The 18,692-nt window shown below is 60.1% G+C and carries 19 protein-coding genes and 2 pseudogenes; 18 read left to right on the top strand and 3 right to left on the bottom strand.

Annotated features, from left to right (window positions below):
• Nucleotides 1–151, top strand: a 151-nt coding sequence (locus WH91_RS23450) for an IS3 family transposase (RefSeq protein WP_144408342.1), incomplete at its 5' end; no start/stop codon positions are given.
• A gap of 112 nt (nucleotides 152–263) precedes the next feature.
• Here WH91_RS23450 and WH91_RS11875 read toward each other — a convergent pair.
• Nucleotides 264–1,295: a LacI family DNA-binding transcriptional regulator gene (locus tag WH91_RS11875; protein ID WP_046171222.1), complete on the bottom strand. Its 1,032-nt coding sequence runs from the start codon at nucleotides 1,293–1,295 to the stop codon at nucleotides 264–266.
• A 229-nt stretch (nucleotides 1,296–1,524) separates the two neighbouring features.
• Between WH91_RS11875 and WH91_RS11870 the strand changes: the two genes are divergently transcribed.
• From WH91_RS11870 to WH91_RS11845, 6 genes are all read left to right on the top strand, one after another.
• Nucleotides 1,525–2,559, top strand: coding sequence for a Gfo/Idh/MocA family protein (locus tag WH91_RS11870; RefSeq protein ID WP_046171221.1), 1,035 nt, complete (start codon nucleotides 1,525–1,527; stop codon nucleotides 2,557–2,559).
• Between the two features lie 11 nt (nucleotides 2,560–2,570).
• Entirely contained in the window at nucleotides 2,571–3,464 is an 894-nt protein-coding gene (locus WH91_RS11865; RefSeq protein ID WP_046171232.1) for a sugar phosphate isomerase/epimerase family protein, read from the top strand.
• Nucleotides 3,465–3,554: 90 nt separating this feature from the next.
• The gene (locus WH91_RS11860; RefSeq protein WP_046171220.1) at nucleotides 3,555–4,814 is read left to right on the top strand and encodes an ABC transporter substrate-binding protein; all 1,260 of its coding nucleotides are present in this window, start codon (nucleotides 3,555–3,557) and stop codon (nucleotides 4,812–4,814) included.
• Between the two features lie 62 nt (nucleotides 4,815–4,876).
• On the top strand, nucleotides 4,877–5,785 hold the full coding sequence (locus WH91_RS11855) for a carbohydrate ABC transporter permease (RefSeq protein WP_046171219.1): 909 nt from the start codon (nucleotides 4,877–4,879) through the stop codon (nucleotides 5,783–5,785).
• A gap of 3 nt (nucleotides 5,786–5,788) precedes the next feature.
• Nucleotides 5,789–6,670, top strand: coding sequence for a carbohydrate ABC transporter permease (locus tag WH91_RS11850; RefSeq protein WP_082102130.1), 882 nt, complete (start codon nucleotides 5,789–5,791; stop codon nucleotides 6,668–6,670).
• Nucleotides 6,671–6,713: 43 nt separating this feature from the next.
• The gene (locus WH91_RS11845; RefSeq protein WP_244542332.1) at nucleotides 6,714–7,784 is read left to right on the top strand and encodes an ABC transporter ATP-binding protein; all 1,071 of its coding nucleotides are present in this window, start codon (nucleotides 6,714–6,716) and stop codon (nucleotides 7,782–7,784) included.
• A gap of 46 nt (nucleotides 7,785–7,830) precedes the next feature.
• Here the strand turns inward: WH91_RS11845 and WH91_RS11840 are convergent, their stop codons facing one another.
• Together WH91_RS11840 and WH91_RS11835 are read right to left on the bottom strand one after the other, a co-directional pair.
• Entirely contained in the window at nucleotides 7,831–8,748 is a 918-nt protein-coding gene (locus WH91_RS11840) for a phosphotriesterase family protein (protein ID WP_046171217.1), read from the bottom strand.
• A gap of 6 nt (nucleotides 8,749–8,754) precedes the next feature.
• Entirely contained in the window at nucleotides 8,755–9,492 is a 738-nt protein-coding gene (locus tag WH91_RS11835) for a FadR/GntR family transcriptional regulator (RefSeq protein WP_052952794.1), read from the bottom strand.
• Between the two features lie 85 nt (nucleotides 9,493–9,577).
• On the opposite strand from WH91_RS11835, the pseudogene WH91_RS26115 reads away from it, so the two are divergent.
• From WH91_RS26115 to motA, 11 genes and pseudogenes are all read left to right on the top strand, one after another.
• Nucleotides 9,578–10,347 (top strand): annotated as a pseudogene (locus WH91_RS26115) (enolase C-terminal domain-like protein).
• A 49-nt stretch (nucleotides 10,348–10,396) separates the two neighbouring features.
• Nucleotides 10,397–10,539 (top strand): annotated as a pseudogene (locus WH91_RS24925) (ThuA domain-containing protein); the annotation flags it as partial.
• Nucleotides 10,513–10,857, top strand: coding sequence for a TOBE domain-containing protein (locus WH91_RS25385; protein ID WP_082102127.1), 345 nt, complete (start codon nucleotides 10,513–10,515; stop codon nucleotides 10,855–10,857). The pseudogene WH91_RS24925 and the gene WH91_RS25385, both read left to right, overlap by 27 nt.
• Before the next feature lie 85 nt (nucleotides 10,858–10,942).
• Entirely contained in the window at nucleotides 10,943–11,638 is a 696-nt protein-coding gene (locus WH91_RS26110) for a substrate-binding domain-containing protein (protein ID WP_082102126.1), read from the top strand.
• Between the two features lie 73 nt (nucleotides 11,639–11,711).
• The gene (locus WH91_RS11815) at nucleotides 11,712–12,302 is read left to right on the top strand and encodes a DJ-1/PfpI family protein (RefSeq protein WP_046171215.1); all 591 of its coding nucleotides are present in this window, start codon (nucleotides 11,712–11,714) and stop codon (nucleotides 12,300–12,302) included.
• A 459-nt stretch (nucleotides 12,303–12,761) separates the two neighbouring features.
• Nucleotides 12,762–13,928 (top strand): ROK family transcriptional regulator, encoded by a 1,167-nt coding sequence (locus tag WH91_RS11810; RefSeq protein ID WP_046171214.1) that lies wholly within the window; start codon nucleotides 12,762–12,764, stop codon nucleotides 13,926–13,928.
• Entirely contained in the window at nucleotides 13,925–14,701 is a 777-nt protein-coding gene (locus WH91_RS11805; RefSeq protein WP_046171213.1) for an ATP-binding cassette domain-containing protein, read from the top strand. The genes WH91_RS11810 and WH91_RS11805 overlap by 4 nt, the downstream gene beginning before the upstream one ends.
• Before the next feature lie 23 nt (nucleotides 14,702–14,724).
• Nucleotides 14,725–15,765 (top strand): sugar ABC transporter substrate-binding protein, encoded by a 1,041-nt coding sequence (locus WH91_RS11800; protein ID WP_046171212.1) that lies wholly within the window; start codon nucleotides 14,725–14,727, stop codon nucleotides 15,763–15,765.
• Between the two features lie 67 nt (nucleotides 15,766–15,832).
• Entirely contained in the window at nucleotides 15,833–16,828 is a 996-nt protein-coding gene (locus WH91_RS11795) for an ABC transporter permease (RefSeq protein WP_046171211.1), read from the top strand.
• Nucleotides 16,825–17,601 carry an SDR family NAD(P)-dependent oxidoreductase gene (locus WH91_RS11790; protein WP_046171210.1) on the top strand — a complete coding sequence of 259 codons (777 nt, stop codon included), beginning with the start codon at nucleotides 16,825–16,827 and terminating at the stop codon, nucleotides 17,599–17,601. Before WH91_RS11795 ends, WH91_RS11790 begins: the two co-directional genes overlap by 4 nt.
• 199 nt (nucleotides 17,602–17,800) lie before the next feature.
• Nucleotides 17,801–18,664 (top strand): flagellar motor stator protein MotA, encoded by an 864-nt coding sequence (gene motA / locus WH91_RS11785; RefSeq protein WP_046171209.1) that lies wholly within the window; start codon nucleotides 17,801–17,803, stop codon nucleotides 18,662–18,664.
• Nucleotides 18,665–18,692: the final 28 nt, after the last annotated feature.

The raw sequence follows: 18,692 nt of genomic DNA, 5'->3' as shown, positions 1-18,692 counted from the left end.
CGAGCTCGTCTGGCGCACACGCTTCCAGACCAGACACGATGCCGAACAGGCCATTGCCCGCTACATCGACGGCTTCTACAATCCTGTGAGGCGACACTCCGCCCTCGACTACCAAAGTCCTGTGCAGTTCGAAAACCGGGCACTTAAATGAGCTAATGCCTCTCCATTAAAGCGGGGCAAGTCCAGCAAGGCCAGCTTCCGCAAAACGGAACGCAGTCTCGCCAAAGGTTTACAGCACCGAACCGATGCAGGTCCTGCCAGTGTCACACGGCGCAGTCGCTATCGCCTTGGATTAGCGTCATCGGCAGAACTTTTCGGACGACGCCGATGGGATATTGGGGCGCAAAGGCCGGCATGGTGGCGAGCAGGGATTCTGCCAGAGCGATCCCCAGGTCGCGGAGCGAGAGTGCAAAGCACGTCAGCTTGGGCGAAAGATAGTGTGCGTGGGGACTATCGCGACCTATCACAGCGAAATCCTTACCCGGACGCAGCCCGGAATCGTATAGCCCGCGATACAGTCCGACCGACATCACCTCGTTGGTGAGCACAAAGCCGGTCGGTCGTTTTCCATCCTGCATGGCGGCGATGCGCTCGGCAATTTCATACCCACCGCGCTCGTTGGGATGAGCGCGGAAAATCATGTCCGCATCGAACGGAATGCCATGCCTATTCAGTGAATTACGATAGCTTTCAAGGAAGACAAAACCGAGATTTGTATCGTCGTAGGGCGCAAAGACACCGATGCGGCGATGGCCCTTGGCGACCAGCCTATCGACGCCGACCTCTGCCATGCCCTCGAAATCCAGATCGAGCCAGGGCTGCCCCGCATCCGTTAAACTGCGGCCAAGAGCGATGAAGGGAATGTTGCGCACAGCCAGATATTCGATCCGATGATCATAACGCTTAGTCGCCGAAATGATGATCGCGTCGGCAAAACCGCGGGCGACCACCCGCTGCAGGTAAGCATCCGGATCCTCCTCGGAGGAGCAGAGCAAAGCTACCAGATCGAGTTGGTGACGCGCGAAAACCGTTTGCACGCCATCGAACACGCTCATGAAAAAGACGTCACCCTCGCCGGTAATCTGCGAGCCCGTCTGCATCATGAAACCGACGACGCCGGTGGAGCCCTTGCGCAAAGCGCGACCGGCCTGATTGGGAACATAACCCATGGCGGCGGCGGCATCGAGGACCCGCTGGCGGGTCTGTTCATTGACATCGGGCTTGCCGTTGAGCGCACGCGAAACGGTGCCGATAGAGATATCGAGCTCATTGGCAAGGCGCCGGATACCCTTCATTCAATAGACCTTCCGGTTTTCACGAGCCTGCCATCGAACGCCGTCTGCAGCCGCTTCAATGGACCTTGATGGACGACAATTGCAAGCGACCTCGTCCACAGGGCGGGCGAGCAATCTCAAGCGCTATTGACAAGCGGTAATTATCACACTTAATTTCGTAAACGTTTACGGCACATGCGCCTCCGACCCGCGTAGATGGGCACGCACATGTTACCGGGAGGATTTTAGAGTGACGTTTACGGCCGTTATTGCGGGCTGCGGAAACATGTCAAAGGGGTGGTTGTCGGCATTAGCCAATCATCCTTTGCTCAAGGGCCGTGTGCAGATTGTCGGCCTAGTCGACCTGCATCGTGCCACCGCCGAGGCGCGGGCCGCGGAGTTTGGTCTCTCCAACATCACGATCGGGACCGATCTGGATGCCGTGCTCGCGGCCACCAAGCCTGACTTGCTGTTCGACGTCGTGATACCGGCGGCCCGAGACGAGGTCGTTTCCACCGGGTTGCGCCACGGCTGCCACGTACTCAGCGAAAAACCGATGGCGTCCACTCTTGCGGCTGGCCGGGAAATGATCGCGCAGGCGCATGCGGCAGGACGTGTTCACGCCGTGGTGCAGAACCGGCGCTTCATTTCCGGCGTTCGCCGCATTCGCCGGCTGCTTGAAAGCGGGGCACTCGGCGAGCTCACGGCGCTGCATTGCGACTTCTTCGTCGGCGCGCATTTCGGCGGCTTCCGCGAGGAAATGGACAATGTGCTGCTGCTCGACATGGCGATACACACCCTGGATGCCGCGCGCTTCATGGCCGGAGCGGCGCCGACGGCAGTCTATTGCCTGGAGAACAATCCCCGAGGCTCCTGGTATGGGCACGGCGCTGCCGCCAATGCGATCTTCGAATTCGAGGAAGGCGTGGTGTTCAACTATCGCGGCTCCTGGTGCGCCGAGGGCGCCAATACGAGCTGGGAGAGCGCCTGGCGGATCATTGGTACCAAGGGCACGCTGATCTGGGATGGCGAGGAAAACTTCGACGCCAAGGTGGCTGTCGACGGTTCGGGCCTATTGCGCGAGGCCGCATCTGTCGAGGTTCCGGCTCCGGCCGATATCGAGCAGACGCATGGCCATGCCAGCGTCATCGCGGAATTCCTGGACGCCATCGAGCAAGGCAGGCCGCCCGAAACTGCCGGCAACGACAATATCAAGAGCCTGGCGATGGTGTTTGCCGCGATTGAAAGCGCCAAGACCCGCCAGCGCGTCACCATTGCAGTTTGAGGATTTCCGAGTTGACCAACCCCGCCAAGGCCATCCGCATCGGCACCATGATCCAGGCTACCGAAGGCAAGGCCGCCGAGAATATCGCAGCGATCGCTGACCTGGGCTTCGAGAGCTTCGAGCCGTTCTTCTGGCAGACCACCAATGGGCAGAACCTAGCCGAACTCGGCAAGCGCAGCGTTGGGGCGATCGGCAATCGCGACATCACCATTTCGACGCTGGGCATGTTCGGCAACCCCTTGGAAGACCAGGAAATGGACCGCCAGACCCTGCAGGGCTGGAAGGATTGCATCGACAACGCGCATCACTTCGGCGCCACGACGGTTGCTGGTTTTACCGGTCGCATCCGCAACAAGCCACTGACCGACAGCCTGCCGCGCTACAAGGAAGTTTGGAGCGAACTGGCAAAGCGCGCCGCGGACAAGGGCGTCAGGCTGGCGTTCGAAAACTGCGCCATGGATGGCAATTGGGCGACCGGCGACTGGAACATTGCCCATAATCCCGATGCTTGGGAGCTGATCTTCAACGAGACGCCGGATGACAATATCGGGCTCGAGTGGGAGCCCTGCCACCAGATGGTTTATCTGATCGATCCGATGCCCCAGATCCGCAAATGGGCGCACAAGTTCTTCCATGTGCACGGCAAGGACGCGACCATCCGCTGGGAGGTCATCAAGGAGCATGGCGTCTTCGGCAAGGAGAAGTTCGTGTTCATGCGCACGCCGGGTTTCGGCGACACCAACTGGACCGACGTGATCTCCGAGCTACGGCTCGCTGGCTATGCCGGCTCCATCGACATCGAAGGCTGGCATGACCCGGTCTATCGCGGCGACCTCGAAATGACGGGTCAGGTGCGCGGGCTCAACTATCTCAAGAATTGCCGGGGTGGCGACTACATCGCCTAACCTCGTCGGATCGCCGCAACAGGCTCCGCAAGAAGCTCCGGCGAGATTTAGCATAACCGCGGCCCGTGCCGCACAATGGGAGGACTGAGGATGAAACTTTCGACATTGGCCATGGCGATCGGCGCTGTGGTGCTAACGAGCGGCCTGGCATATGCCCAGGAAAACACGTTCAATATCTGGTGGTTCGAGGACGCGGCTTCGGCCCAGGGCATTACCTGGACTAAGGCTCTTGAGGAATTCAAGGCCAGCAATCCTGACGTGACCGTCAATTTCGAGCAGAAGACCTTCGCGCAGTTGCAGGCTTCGGGCAGCATGATCCTCAATTCCGATCAGGCGCCGGACGTGCTGGAATACAACAAGGGCAATGCCACTGCCGGCCTCGTTGCCAGCCAGGGCCTGCTGCAGTCGCTCGATGACGCCTACACCGGACAGGGTTGGGACAAGATCCTCAACGAAGGCCAGCTCACGCTCAGCCGCTATGACGATCTGGGTGTTTACGGATCGGGTTCGATCTGGGGCATATCGACCTATGGCGAGTATGTGTCGGCCTTCTACAATATCGACATGTTCGAAAAGGCCGGGCTGAAGGTTCCGACCACGCTCGAAGAACTGACTGCCGCTTTCGAAGCTTTCAAGGCGGCTGGCATCACGCCACTGGCGCTCGGCGGCGCCGATACCAGCGGCCAGCACGTGCTCGCCTCGCTGGCCTATACCAAGGCCGACGACACCTGGGTCCAGAACTATCAGGGCCTCAAGGCCCCGCTCGATACCGCACCCTATCTGTTTGCGGCCCAGACCATGATCGACTGGGTGGCCAAGGGCTATGTGAGCAAGGATTCGACGGGCATCAAGGATCCCGATGCGGCGCTGCAGTTCACCTCCGGCCAGGCGCCGATCTACATTTCGGGCACCTGGAACCTGGGAAATTTTAGCTCCTCGATCAAGGACTTCAAGTGGGGCCAGTTCCTGGTACCGACGCCGAAGTACTCGGTCGGCTCGACCGGCAACCTCTGGGTGGTCCCGAAGGCCTCCAAGAACGCCGAACTTGCTCAGCAGTGGATCAGCCTGCTGCTGTCGCCGAAGTACCAGACCGAACAGGCCAATAATGGCGGCGTTTCGATCGCAGCTGACCCGGCTACGGTGACCAATCCGGTCGGCCAGAACGCGGCTGCCGTGTTCAAGGAAATCGCTGACAAGCAGGGTCTCGGCTTCTATCCCGACTGGCCGGTCCCCGGCTTCTACGACGTGCTGATCCAGAAGGTCGCTGGCCTGCTGCAGGGCACCCTGACGCCCGATCAGTTCGCTGGCGAGCTGAAGCAAACTTATGACGACGCACAGGCCAACCAGTAACAACTGATCTCGTCGGGTCGCGCTTCATCCAAGGCGCGGCCCCATCGATCGTGGAGGGGAAAATGGCCACGCCGAACACTGCTTCCACGGAAGACAAGCGCAGTTACTATCTCTATCTGATACCCGGCGTTCTGGGCTTTTGCGCCATCGTGCTGCTGCCCCAGATTGCTAATCTCGCCCTTAGCTTCACCGCCTGGAAGGGCGTCGGCATTCCGCGTTTCGTGGGCTTGCAAAACTACGAACGGATGCTGAGCGACGGCCAGTTCTGGGGCTCGATGAGCCACACGCTGCTGTTCGTCATCTCGATGACGATCATCCCGGTCGTGTTCGGCTTGGTGCTGGCGGCGCTGCTGTTCGACTACATCCGCGACCAGTTCGGCGAGACGGTGTCGAGCCTGTTCCGCGCCGCATTCTACCTGCCGCAAATCCTGCCGATCACTGCTGCGGGCGTGCTTTGGGGTTGGATCTTCAACCCGGTCGGCGTGATCAACATCATTCTCAAGGGCGTAGGTCTGGGCGCGTTGTCGCAAAACTGGCTGGGGGATGCCACTTACGCGCTGCCGGCCGTGTCGCTGGTCATCGTGTGGATTCAGGTCGGCTACTGCCTTGTCGTCTTCATGGCTGGCCTCTCGCGCATCGACCCGGCGCTCTATGAAGCGGCTGAACTCGACGGCGCCGGCTGGTGGCAGCGGTTGGTGACCATCACCATTCCGCTTTTGGCACCCGAGATTTTCGTCGTGGTCCTGACGACACTGATCGCCGCGCTCAAAGTGTTCGCACCGATCTTCGTGCTGACGGCGGGCGGACCGGACAATGCCACCCTGGTCCCGTCCTACCTGACCTATTATCATTTCTTCACCACCCAGCGCGTTGGCTATGGAGCGGCGATTGCTGTGGTTCAGACCATCCTCACCATCGGCCTTGCTGTGATTTTCCTGCGCTTCCAGTCGCGACAGGCGGGGAGGGAATAGACAATGGCCGATACAACGCTCACGTCTGTTGCCGCCGTACCACATGCGGTGCATGACTATCGTCGGCATGGGACAGGACGCTGGTTCGTGCTCGCGCTCCTGAGCTTTCTGCTATTGCTGGTCTTGTTTCCGTTCTTTCTGGCTCTCAGCAATTCGGTAAAGTCCAGTGTCGACTACGCGATGAATGGACCACTGTCGCTGCCGACGGCGTTGGATTTCTCGGCGCTCGTCAAATTCTGGAACCTGGCTGATTTCAGCCGCAAGCTGCTTAACAGCGCCATCATCAGCCTGGCGGTCGCGGTTGTCGGGGTGACGATAAGCCTGCTCAATGCCTATGCCATCGGCATCGGCAAAGTGCGTGGGTCGCGGGTCATCCTGGTGGTTCTGCTGCTCGGCATCATGGTGCCGCAGGAATCCATCATCTACCCGCTTTACTATATGGCCAAGGCGACAGGCCTCTATGACACCCAACTGGCCGTCATCATCATTTTTGCGGTGATCCAGAGCGCCTTTGGCACCTATCTGCTGTCGTCGGTGCTGAGCAGCTTTCCCAGGGAAATCATCGAGGCCGCCGAAATGGATGGCGCCAATCGGTGGCAAATCCTTTGGCAGGTGGTGGTCCCGGTGCTCCGACCGTCGCTCATGGTGGTGGGGACGTTCTTCTTCATCTGGACCTGGAACGAGTTCCTGATCCCGCTGGTCATGCTGGTATCCAATAACAACCAGACCGTGTCAGTGGCGATGGGCCTGACGCGCGGCCAGAACATGTCGGACCCGACGCTTCAAGCCGCCGCGTCACTGCTCGGCATGGCACCCACCCTCATCTTCTTCCTGATCTTCCAGCGCACTTTGACACGCGGCGTTGTCGTGGGAGCGGTCAAATGAGCCGCCAAACGCTAACCAAATGCCATCATATTGGGGACCTCCCGTGAGCGAAATCCAGATCGAGCTTGCCAATATCGACAAGCACTACGGCGCCTTCCATGCGCTGAAGAATGTCAGCCTCTCTATCGAAAAAGGCAGTTTCGTCGCATTGGTTGGGCCGTCCGGTTGCGGCAAGTCCACTCTGCTGCGCTCGCTGGCGGGGCTCGAGAGCATCTCCGGTGGCACTATCAAGATTGCCGGCGAGGTGATCAATAACGTCCCGCCGCGCAAGCGCGACGTGGCCATGGTGTTTCAGTCCTACGCCCTGTATCCGCATATGACGGTTGCAGAAAACCTGACCTATTCGCTGCGGATCAAGGGGATAAAGAAGGACGTTGCCCGCAGGTCGGCTGAAGAGATTGCAACGACGACCGGTCTGACCGGCCTGCTTGATCGGTACCCCCGAGAGCTTTCCGGCGGTCAGCGGCAGCGCGTTGCGATGGGCCGGGCGATCATTCGCAACCCCAAGGCCTTCCTGTTCGATGAGCCGCTGTCCAATCTTGACGCCGCGCTGCGCGTGCATATGCGCAAGGAAATTAGGGCCTTGCACGACAGGCTGGGCGCGACATCGGTCTATGTGACACATGACCAAATCGAAGCTATGACCATGGCGGACCATGTGGTGGTGATGCGCGACGGGGTGATCGAGCAGCAGGGCTCGCCGCTGGACCTCTATGACCGGCCAGTCAGCAAATTCGTGGCGGGCTTCATCGGGTCGCCAGCAATGAACTTCCTGCCGGGCACCATAGGCGCCGATGGAATGAGTGTGGGGCTGGATATAGAAGGCGCGCCGTCGCTCCCGCTTGGGCGAAAAGCCGAGGCTGGGCAGAAGGTTACCGTTGGCCTGCGGCCTGAGCACCTGGTTGCCGCTGACCCCGCTGTAGCGGCGCTTCGGCTGCCCGTAGCGGTTGTGGAGTCGACGGGGTCCATGACCTACCTGACCACCGCCACCGTGCCGGAACTGACCGTGGTGGAAACCCGCCGGATCGATGCCAAGGCCGGCGATACGATAGGCGTCAGCATTGCACCCGGGCACGTGCATTTGTTCGACGCGGTGTCAGAAAAAGCGATCTAGGCTTGGTCTTGTGAGTGATGACCGTAGGAAGTTTCGAACCAGCGCATCAGGGGCGAGAAAAGGCGGTGAAGGGATTGCGGTGGAATAGTTCGACATTGGTGTTCTGTGAGACACCACGCTTATTCAGTAAGGGGATCAGTTCCGTGCTGACCACGGTATAAGGCTTGGGTACGCCGCCATTGGGCTGGGCGGGATCATACCAGCCTCGATCGTGGCTGATGAGAAGCTGGCTGCCAAGGCCTGCATCAAGCGCACGCAGGATCAGGTCGGCGCTTTCTTCCACAGGGACCGCGCCAATATTGTCATATTCGATCCAGGCGCCACGGGCTGCGATTGCCTTGTGCAGGGCGAAGTCGGGTTCGGCATGGGTGTGGATGGACACGAAACGCTCGGCTAAACCGCCTTCGGCTTCGATGATGTCGAGTTGGTCCATGACCACGGAAGCGCGAATGGTATGACTGCCGATCAGGGCTCCAGTGGCCATGGACGCGCGTGTTGCGGCTCGCAGGATACGGGTTTCCAGCGGCGTTATTCCATCGTCGCCTGCGCTCAGCTTGATCCAGCCGGCCTGAAAGCCCGTCTGTTCGATGCCGTTTTGGAGTTCAGCCAGCATCCAGTCATGCAGAGCATTCTCATCTGCGTCACGCACCCATGCGGGAATCCACGGCTCGCGGTAGTTGCCCGTCGGGACGACAATCGGGAAATTCGTGGCCCGGCTGACGGCCAGATCGAGATCCGCCCGCCGCCCCACGCCGCCGGTGGAGCACTCTACCAGCGCAGTCACACCCAGCGCCTTGATGGCTTCGATCTGCGGCACCATGAGCGCCAGCACGCTTGCGGTATCGGCCTGCGCATAGCCTTCTTTATCGGGCGTCCGCAGATCAACGAAGACATGTTCGTGCGGCAGGATCATGCCGAGTTGATCCGCAGTCAGTTTTCCCAGGGTGGTATAAAGATAACGCATGGTGGCTCAAGCTTGCTGCGGTTGGTTGTTGCGGATGGGCGGGCTGACGATAATCGCATCGCGCCGGTTGAGCTCCAGCATTCGCGCCATCTCCTGGCGTGCCAGCGGCCCGTTGCCCGCCCTAATCGCCTGCGCGACGCGAATATGGCCATCTTTCGATACCGGCTCGGTGACACGCTGCAGCACACCAAACTCATACGAAACCCGCAGCATGGTGATGATCAGCGGGCGCATCTGGCGCATCATGCCGTTGCAGGTTGCGTCCAGAATGGTAGCGTGGAACCGGCAGTCGGCGACAAATATCGCCTGCACGTCGTTTTGTTCCGGGTGCAGCGCCAATGCTGCCTCGAGTATGGTTTCGACCTGCGCCGCCGTGGCGCGCTGAGCGGCCAGTTCTGCCGCCGCCGGTTCGAGGATAATGCGCAATTCCGTGGTTTCCGCAAACATGGTCGCCAGCCGTGGATGTCCATGCTCATGCCATGTGACGACGTCGGCATCGAGCAGGTTCCACTCGTCAATCGGGCGAACCCGCGTCCCATAGCGACGTGCCGTCCGAACCATCCCCTTGCCCGACAATACCTTGATCGCGTCGCGGATCGTCGCCCGGCTGACGCCAAGCGAATCGGCCAGTTCCGATTCGGTGGGCATGATTTGACCGGGCAAATAGGCATCATTTGCGATCCTGCGCCCCAGGATATCGACTGCTTGCTTCGCCGCCCCTTTGGGAAGCGCGTCGCCAGGCATGACCGGCATTTGCAGCGTTCGTGATGCGGCATTTAACATTTAAGAGCACTCAATTTAGTTCTTACATATGATGTAAAGACGTGCGATGTCTCGTTCCACATCAATCATGCCGTTCGAGCCTGACCGTGTTGGAGGACATTGCCTTGATGATCGCCGCTGCGGAAGAGCCAAACTGCCTGGGCGAACTGGCTTTGTGCCTCACCTGCCATACGGATATGCGTCCGTCATGAAGATCACGTCCATCGAAACCGTCGTGGTCAACGCCGTTCATCGCAACTGGATTTTTGTGAAAGTCATCACTGACCAGGGGGGCTGTATGGCTGGGGTGATCCGCCCGATGTTCGTCGAAGAGCCGATCCAGCCGGGCGATCCAGCGGCACTGGCGGAGCTGTCGCGGCTGGTCGATTGTCCTTTGGCAACGGGCGAACGTCTACTCACCGTCCAGGAATATGCAGAACTCGCCCGCCTGTGTGCGGTCACTTATGTGCAACCCGATCTTAGCCATTGCGGCGGCTTAGCGGCGGGCGGCGGATCGCCGCGATTGCGGAGGCTGCATCGATGGGCGTCACGCCGCACAATCCGATGGGCCCGGTGGCTGGTGCGGTGGCGTTGCAGTTTGCGGCCGCGACCCCTAGTTTCGTCATACAGGAGGAAGCGGTCGGCCTCGCGCCCTGGTTGAAGGACATTTGCAGCAGCTTTCCACTCGATCTGGTCGATGGGGGTTGGGCTATTCCGGACCCGCCGGGGTTGGGGATCGAGATCGACGAAGCGGAAGCGGCCAGGCACCCCTATGCGCCCGAAATCATCCCGGCGCTGCACGCCATCCTGCCCGACGGGAGGATCGCCAATTGGTAGCGTTGTGCGCCCAATCCAAAACAGTCACCAAGTGTCATGAGGACCAAGAATGCGCGAAGCACTAATCGTCTGGGGCGGCTGGAACGGCCACGAGCCTCAGCAGGGAGCCGAAATCATCCGTGATTTCTCGATGAGGATGGTTTCTCAGTTCGCCTCGAGGGGGCTATTTGCGCCACGATCGACGACGGTGTTGCCAAAACCGCTTCGGGTGAAACCTTCGTTTTCCGGCCCGCAAGATCTCTAACCGAGGGGAAAGCCGTTACGGTCGGAATACGTCCCGAGCACTTCCAGCGCAGTGGTGAAGGTTCGGGTCCGACCGGTACGATCAGCATTATCGAACCCACAGGTGGACAGACATTCCTCACCATGGAGGTCGCCGGTAAACCAACTGTCATGACTGTGAGCGGCGACGACATGGTCCCGATGGGCTCGACCTTGACGCTGTTTGTCCTGCCACAGCAGGTCTATGTTTTCGATGCGGAGACCGGTCACCGGATCAGCGAAAACTAGAGAAGTAGGTCGCTGGTTTAAGCGGCGCAAAGGCACTTCATCGCCACGCGAAAACAGGATCAGTTCTGGATCAAGGCGATGAGCCGTGAGCCAGCTTATCAGCCTTGCCAACGAGGTCTATAAGACCATTTTTTCCCAGCTGATGGCGCTCAAGATCGCGCCGGGCGCTCGCATCACCGTAGACAATCTGGCGCGCGAACTGGGCGTTTCCCAGACCCCCATCCGTGAAGCCTTGGGCCGTCTTGAGGGTGAGGGGCTGGTGCACAAGACCCACCTGATCGGCTTCAGCGCTGCGCCGCAGATTTCGTCCCGCCAGTTTGGCGAGCTTTACGAACTTCGGCTTCTGGTCGAGCCACACGCCGCCGGACGAGTCGTCTCGAAGCTGACCGACGACATGCTGGCGGCCAACTGGAACAGCGACGAAGCCTTCAGCCTAATGCAGGACTACCTGGCCAAGTATCCCCATATCGATGCGGTCTGGGCCAACGACGACGATATGCTGCTGGGCGTAGTTGAAGCTATCAAACAGTCCGGCCGCACCGAGATCAAATATGCGCTCGGTGGCAATGGCATGAAGGAAATCATCGAAAAAGTGATGACAGGCGATGCCATGACCCCGATTGAAACACCTTATCCGCCATCGATGATCAAGACGGCCATCTACATGACGGCAGCCCAGTTCAATGGGCAGGCGCCAGTCCGTGGTACCGACAAGCTCGACGCACCCCTGATCACCAAAGACAATGCCGCCGAATATTACTTTCCCGATTCCCCATTCTGATCACGCGGGGTCGGCTCACGCCGGCCCCAATCAACCCAATCTGGAGACCAAAGTACCCGGTAAAAAGATTCTGATGCTGTGTGGTGAATTCACCGAAGAATACGTAATCTTTGTCTATCAGCAGGCCATGGAAGCAGTGGGCCATACCGTCCACGTCGTCTGTCCCGACAAGAACGCGGGAGATGTCATAGCAACCTCGCTGCACGATTTCGAAGGTCACCAGACGTATACCGAAAAACCGGGCCACAATGCGCTGATCAACAAGACCTTCAGCGAAGTTCGGCTCGAGGAGTATCACGCTGCTTATGCCGCTGATGGCCGTGGTCCGGAATACATTCGCACCGACAAGCGCGTCCAGGCTATGGTTCGCTATTTCCATGAGACCAAAAAGCCCATCTTTACCATCTGTTACGGCGCGCAGATGGTAATCGCCGTCGATGGCGTTGTAAGCGGGAAAAAAGTTGCGGCGCTCGCCGCTTGCGAACCCGAAGTGACGTTGGCCGGCGGTACCTATATCGACCTGTCGCCGACCGACGCCGATGTCGATGATACCATGGTTTCAGCCAAGGGATGGACGGCGCTCGCCGCCTTCATTCGTGAATGCCTTATGGTTCTCGGCACCGAAATTCGCCATAGCGACGACGTTATAGAAAAAGCGGCTTAGTCTGCCAGCGGGGCCGGCCAAGGGGCCGGCCTTTTTCGGCAGCCTTCACTCATTCGGCATTGCGATCGTTGCTGTAGTAGTCTGGCCCAGGCATGTGCCTTTGCGAACAGCAATGCGCGTCATCGTCCTTTAGCGCTAATCACTGCCGCAAATCTGACGGGCAGCTTCCGACTCCATTACGGCCGCTGGAGTTGACATCATTGGCCTTCGCTACCATTCAAAGCCCCCCGGAACCAGTTTCTTTGTTTTTTGAGCAGCGCAAGCGTTGCGGCGTGCGACGGCAGCCGTACTGCCCCGGTAGAACTTATCGTTGTAACATTCGATGATCGGTTACTCGCACTACCAGCGGGCAAAATCGGGTGCCATTTCGCATTGATTGTGACGTCGTCATCATTTTTGAATTCCAATTGACATAATAAATCCTGCCTGCCAATCTCCCTTTAGCTGAGGGGCTGAACGATGGCTTTGCGTGGGACAAATCAGGAGAAGGCGCGACCGTATAACCGGCGCATCGTCCTCGAATACGTCCGCAACCATGGCCCCGCCACCCGTGGTGATATTGCCAAGCGGGTCGGCCTGACGGTGCAGACCGTTTCAACCATCGTGCGCGAACTGGAAGAGCAGGGTTACCTGCTGTCGAGCAAGGAAGCGCCCAAGGGTCGCGGCCTACCACCGACCATGCTGCACCTTAATCCGGACGGCGGCTATGCCATTGGCATTTCCGTGACGCCGCTCGGCGTCGATGCCGCCCTGATGAATCTTGCCGGCGACATGCTGGGCAGCGCGGCGCGAGCATGCGTGCGCCCCAGCCCCAGTCAGGCCTTTGCGCTGATCGAGGAACTTTGTGCCGAGATGCGGGCGCTGCGGCCCGACGGGCGCATCCTGGGCGTCGGCTTTGCCATGCCGGGTCCGTTTGACGTGCAGGCGATAAGCTTTGTCGGGCCGACGACGCTGGATGGCTGGTCGGGCGTGCCGGTGCGGGCGCGCCTCGAAGAGGTTACCAAGCTGCCGGCCTTTATCGCGGCGGATACGGTAGCTGCAGCGATAGGCGTGCGGCTCTATGGCGAAGGCGCTGCGATGCCGCAGTTTTACTATCTGTATTTCGGTGTCGGTCTCGGCGGTACGATGATGCAGGATGGCGCACCGGTGCGCGGCGCCTGGGGCAATGCCGGCGAAATTGGCCACATTCCCATCGTGCCCGGTGGGCTGCCGTGCCCCTGCGGAAATCGAGGCTGCCTCGAACGTTACCTGTCGCTCGACAGCTTCAGCAACCGGCCGGCGGGCCAGAGCCAGGGAGAGTGGGTGGCGGAGGTCGCGCCGATTTTTCACAGCGCCATCTGCACCATCGAAAACCTGTTCGACCCACAGACCATCGTGCTGGGCGGCTTGGCGCCCGATGAGCTGATTACCGCGCTGGTGGCCACCACCAGTACGTTGCCAACCTCGATTTCCAGCCGCTACGACCGCACGACGCCGCGCGTCACCGCCTCGGTCGGGCACCAGTCGCTGCTGCGCGGCGCTGCCGCGATGGCCGTGTCCGGCGTGCTGTCGCCGCGACAGGAACCCGCTCTCACCCCCGATCGTCCGCGCCAGCGCGATCCGTTCTCGAATGGAATGGCCGCATGAGTGAACCCCTGCTCGTTCTCGACAATATCACCAAGAATTATGGCGCCGTGGAAGCCCTGCGGGGCGTGTCCTTCTCCATCGCCAAGGGCGAGGTGATCGCACTGCTCGGCGACAATGGCGCGGGCAAATCGACCCTGGTCAAAATCATCTCGGGCGGGCTCGACGCCAGCTCTGGCACTATGAGTTTTGAGGGCCGCGACTTCCGCCCGAAATCGCCATCCGAAGCCAAGGCTGCCGGGATCGAGACCGTCTACCAAGACCTTTCGCTGTGCACCAATGTCGATGTGGTGGCAAATTTCTTCATGGGGCGCGAGTTGACCAGGAAGGTCATGGGCATCAATGTGCTCGACGAGGCGACGATGGAGGCCCATGTCGCCAAGGCCATGGCCAGCGCCGGTACGCGCATACCCTCGCTCCGCACCAAGGTCGAGCATCTCTCCGGCGGACAGCGCCAAGCGATCGAGCTCAACCGCTTCGTGCATTGGGGCGGCAAGCTGGTGCTGCTCGACGAGCCGTTTGCGGCGCTCGGGGTCGAGCAGACTAAGCGCGGCCTGCAGATGATCCGCCAAGTCGCAGCACAGGGCATCGGCGTGGTCATCATCACCCACATCATGCAGCAGGCCTTCCAGGTGGCCGACCGAATGGTCGTCATCCGTCAGGGCGTGGTCGCAGGAGATGTGCCGACGAAACAGACAAACGCGGACGCAGTGATCGGCATGATCACTGGCGAAACCCTGACCGGCGCCGGACCGGTTGCGGGCGTGGGGGAATAGCGATCCGGCGAAAGGAGCGAGATATGAGGCAGTTGTTGAAATACAGCGTGGTCCTGCTGGCCGGTTCGACCGCCATGCTGCACCCCGCCTACGCCCAGGAGAAGGGGACCGTCTATTATATGGTTCCCACCCTGCTCGACGAGTTCCAGACCGGCTCGGTCAGTGCGCTGGAAATGTTCCTCGAGCAGGTCGGCTACGAGATGACGACGCTCAATGCCGACAACAAGACCGACCTGCAGCAGAGCCAGATGAACGACGTCATCGCGCTGGCGCCCAAGGCGATCATTCTTGCTGCGGTCGACTTCAACGCCTTGGCGCCATCGGTCGATGCGGCGCGCGCTGCGGGCATCCCGGTGATCGAATTCGATCGCCAGATTTCCTCCACCGTGTCGGACTTCACCTCGGTCGCCGGTACGGTCGAGATCGGCTATGTCGCCGCCGAACAAGTGCAGAAACTGTTGACTGAAAAGAACGGTTCGGTGAAGGGCAAGATCCTGCAGGTGCTGGGCGACCCCGGCGACCCCTACACGCTCGATATCCAGAAGGGCTTCGAGGAAAAGATGGCGGCCTTTTCCGAGGTCACCATCATCAGCCAGCCTGCGATGATGTGGGAAGCCAGTAACGCCGGCACCATTGTGTCCGACCAGTTGCTGGCCAATCCCGATATCGACATCATCTTCAGCCACGCGGCACATCTGTCGGTGGCCGCAGTCGCATCGCTGGAATCGGCCGGCAAGCAGCCGGGCGAAGTCTATGTGATGAGCTCGAACGGAGCGCCGGTGGCGCTGCAATTGATCCGTGATGGCTGGATGCAGGTCGAGGTGGAGCAGCCGCTGTATGCGCAGGCGGCAGCAGTCGCCATGTTCATGGACAAAATTGTCGCCAAGGAAGAAATCAAACCTGGCGAATACGACGTGCTCGGCCTGCCATCGGTCGTGACCACGGAAGCATGGGGTCCAACCATCAAGATACCGGGCGCTGCGATCACGCCAGAGAATGTCGATGACGCAGCCTTCTGGGGCAATCTCAAGCCGCCGACCGAAGCCGTGACCTCGGTCGAATAGACTCTCAAAACCAGTCCTCCCGCTGCGGCGGGGGGAGCTGCCAATCCCTCAAGCCCGAGAGACCGCGATGCAGCCTCGTCAACGCCGCAGCCTTGAATTTGTGCTCGATAACCTGGTCTGGTTCATGCTGCTGGCCGTGCTCGCCATTTTCTCGGCGACCATTCCAAACTATTTCCAGCCCGGCATCTTCGCCAATATCATCGAACAGTCCTCGGTACTTGGTGTGATGTCGATCGGGTTGGCGCTGGTGATCATCGCCGGCCATATGGACCTGTCGGTTGAATCGGTGGCGGCGCTCAGCGCCATGGCCACCGGCATCCTGTTCGCCTCGTCCGGCATCGGCATGGGCATCACCTTCACGCCAGGCTGGCTGGTCGTGCCGGCCTCGCTGCTGACCGGCATGGCCGTCGGCGCGGTGATCGGTGCGCTCAACGGCTACCTGGTGATCAAGGTCAAGATGAACGCCTTCATCGTGACGCTCTCCAGCTTTATCTGGGTGCGTGGTCTGGTGGTCGCCATCTCCGGTGGTCGTTCGGCGCAGAACCTTGCCGATGAAGTGCGCTTCCTCGCGATCCAGCGCTTTCTCGGCATTCCGCTGACCGCCTATATCGCCATCCTGTGCTTTGTCGGCTTCTCGTTCATGATGGCCAAGACGCGCTTTGGCCGCCACCTGCTGATGATCGGCGGCAACGAAGCCGCGGCTTTCCGTGCCGGCATCAAGGTCGACAAGGTGCTGATGATCGCCTTCATCCTGTCGGGCACCATCGCCGCGCTGGCGGGCTGGCTGTTGGCGATCCGCACCTCGGGCGCCACGGCAAACCTTGGCACCGGCATGTTGTTCAATGCCTTTGCGGCGGTGGTGATCGGTGGCGTCAGCCTCAAGGGCGGGGTCGGCGCGCTGCCCGGCGTCTATGCCGGCGTTTTGCTGCTGTCCTCGATCAATACGGCGATCAACCTTATGGGCCTGCCGCCACACTACACCCAGGTCATCCACGGCCTATTGGTGCTGGCGGCTGTGCTGCTCGATACGCTGAAACAAACCATTCGGAAGAAACTGGCATGACCGGCCGTCTCGCAGGCAGGACCGCACTCGTCATCGGCGCCTCGCGCGGTATCGGCAAGGGTACGGCGCTGCGGTTTATCGAGGAAGGCGCCAATGTCGTGCTGGCCGACTGGGACGCCGACACCGGTCAGGCCAGCGCCGATGAATTGGGCGCAAAATTCATCCATGCTGACATCTCGAGATATCAGGATGCCGAAGCAGCCGTTGCACTGGCCGTGTCAAGTTTCGGCAGGCTGGACATCATCGTGCAGAATGCAGGGATTTATCCGTGGCAGTTGATCGAGGATACCTCGTCGGATGACTGGGATAAGGTAATGGCGGTCAACCTGCGCGGTAGTTTTCACGCCGCCAAGGCGGCGCTGACGCCGATGCGGGCGGAAGGTTATGGCCGCATTCTGTTCACTTCGTCGATTACGGGGCCGTATGTGACCAGCCCCGGCCATGGCCACTATTCGGCGACCAAGGCGGGCATCAACGGCTTCATCCGATCGGCGGCGCTGGAGTTTTCCGGCTATGGCATTACCGTCAACGGCGTCGAGCCGGGCAATATCCTGACCGAGGGCATCCAGGAGCAGCGCGGCGACGCTCATATTGCATCGATGGTGGCTGCCATTCCGCTCGGACGGCTAGGCAGCGTGCGCGACGTCGCCAATGCATTCCTGTTTTTGGCGTCGGATGAAGCGAGCTACATTACCGGCACGACTATTGTGGTGGATGGCGGGCAGTTGCTGCCTGAAGGCCATGACTTCCGCATCGTGCCCACCGGAGTGTGAGGCGCCGGGTCTTTTCACGCGTCAATGCGCGAGGGCGCGTCGCATTTGATTTAACTACCTGAACCGCCATTAGGATTGGTCGCAAGCTTGTGATCCATGGTGCCAGCGGTGACGCACCGTGGATAACCGGCTGTTAAGGTAAACCAACCCATAATGCAGACCTGCAGCCGATGTTGTCCCTAGGTGAGTGTCAGGTCTAATGCGTCTTATTATTGGCATTCTCGTTGTTATCGGTTGCGTGGCCGGGGGGTATCTGGGTGTGGGCGGCCATATGGCAGTGCTCTGGCAGCCCTTCGAATTTATCATCATTCTGGGCGCTGCCCTCGGTGCCTTCCTGATCGGCAATACCGGCCCGATCATCAAGGGCACGCTGGGGGCGTTCAAGACTCTGTTCAAGGGTCCGAAATACAACAAGGCCGCCTATGTCGAGCTCCTGAGCATGCAGTTCACGCTGTACAAGCTGGTGCAGGCCAAGGGCATCCTAGCGCTCGAACAGCATATCGAAAACCCGCACGACTCGGCGCTGTTCAACCGCTTCCCCAAGTTTGCCGCCAATCACCACGCGGTGGAATTCGTCTGCGATTACCTGCGCATGGTGACGCTGGGCTCCAACAACGTCCATGAAATGGAAGCGTTGATGGATGAAGAGCTTGAGACGCACCATCAGGAGCAGGAGCGGATCGTTAGCGCCATGCAGGCACTGGCCGACGGCACGCCGGCGCTGGGCATTGTGGCCGCCGTGCTTGGCGTTATTCACACCATGGGCGCCATCAGCGAGCCGCCCGAAGTGCTGGGTCACATGATCGGTGGCGCTCTGGTGGGTACCTTCTTCGGCGTGTTCGTGGCTTACGGCTTCTTTGCACCCTTCGCGCAGTCGCTGAAGAATATCTACGAGGCCGAGTCCAAGTATTTCCTGTCGCTAAAGGTGGGGCTGCTGGCGCACATTTCCGGCCAAGTGCCGGTGATGGCCATCGAATTCGCCCGCAAGGCTTTGCTGTCGGAAGACCGTCCAACCTTTGCCGAAGTCGATGAGGCAACGGCTAATCTGACTGCTGCGACCTAAGTTCTGGTTTCTACGAGGAAATCGCCAG

Source organism: Devosia psychrophila (assembly GCF_000971275.1).
Classification (GTDB): Bacteria; Pseudomonadota; Alphaproteobacteria; order Rhizobiales; family Devosiaceae; genus Devosia; species Devosia psychrophila.
Note: the sequence above shows the minus strand (reverse complement) of the source record. Positions and strands in the feature narration are given on the sequence as shown.

What these genes read in the sequence shown, in the direction of transcription:
- motA (WP_046171209.1), top strand. Translation starts at nt 17,801, where the DNA reads ATGCGTCTTATTATTGGCATTCTCGTTGTTATCGGTTGCGTGGCCGGG.
- WH91_RS11795 (WP_046171211.1), top strand. Translation starts at nt 15,833, where the DNA reads ATGCAGCCTCGTCAACGCCGCAGCCTTGAATTTGTGCTCGATAACCTG.
- WH91_RS11815 (WP_046171215.1), top strand. Translation starts at nt 11,712, where the DNA reads ATGCTGTGTGGTGAATTCACCGAAGAATACGTAATCTTTGTCTATCAG.
- WH91_RS11875 (WP_046171222.1), bottom strand. Translation starts at nt 1,295, where the DNA reads ATGAAGGGTATCCGGCGCCTTGCCAATGAGCTCGATATCTCTATCGGC.
- WH91_RS11805 (WP_046171213.1), top strand. Translation starts at nt 13,925, where the DNA reads ATGAGTGAACCCCTGCTCGTTCTCGACAATATCACCAAGAATTATGGC.
- WH91_RS11800 (WP_046171212.1), top strand. Translation starts at nt 14,725, where the DNA reads ATGAGGCAGTTGTTGAAATACAGCGTGGTCCTGCTGGCCGGTTCGACC.
- WH91_RS11850 (WP_082102130.1), top strand. Translation starts at nt 5,789, where the DNA reads ATGGCCGATACAACGCTCACGTCTGTTGCCGCCGTACCACATGCGGTG.
- WH91_RS11855 (WP_046171219.1), top strand. Translation starts at nt 4,877, where the DNA reads ATGGCCACGCCGAACACTGCTTCCACGGAAGACAAGCGCAGTTACTAT.
- WH91_RS11840 (WP_046171217.1), bottom strand. Translation starts at nt 8,748, where the DNA reads ATGCGTTATCTTTATACCACCCTGGGAAAACTGACTGCGGATCAACTC.
- WH91_RS11860 (WP_046171220.1), top strand. Translation starts at nt 3,555, where the DNA reads ATGAAACTTTCGACATTGGCCATGGCGATCGGCGCTGTGGTGCTAACG.
- WH91_RS11790 (WP_046171210.1), top strand. Translation starts at nt 16,825, where the DNA reads ATGACCGGCCGTCTCGCAGGCAGGACCGCACTCGTCATCGGCGCCTCG.
- WH91_RS11835 (WP_052952794.1), bottom strand. Translation starts at nt 9,492, where the DNA reads ATGCCTGGCGACGCGCTTCCCAAAGGGGCGGCGAAGCAAGCAGTCGAT.
- WH91_RS11810 (WP_046171214.1), top strand. Translation starts at nt 12,762, where the DNA reads ATGGCTTTGCGTGGGACAAATCAGGAGAAGGCGCGACCGTATAACCGG.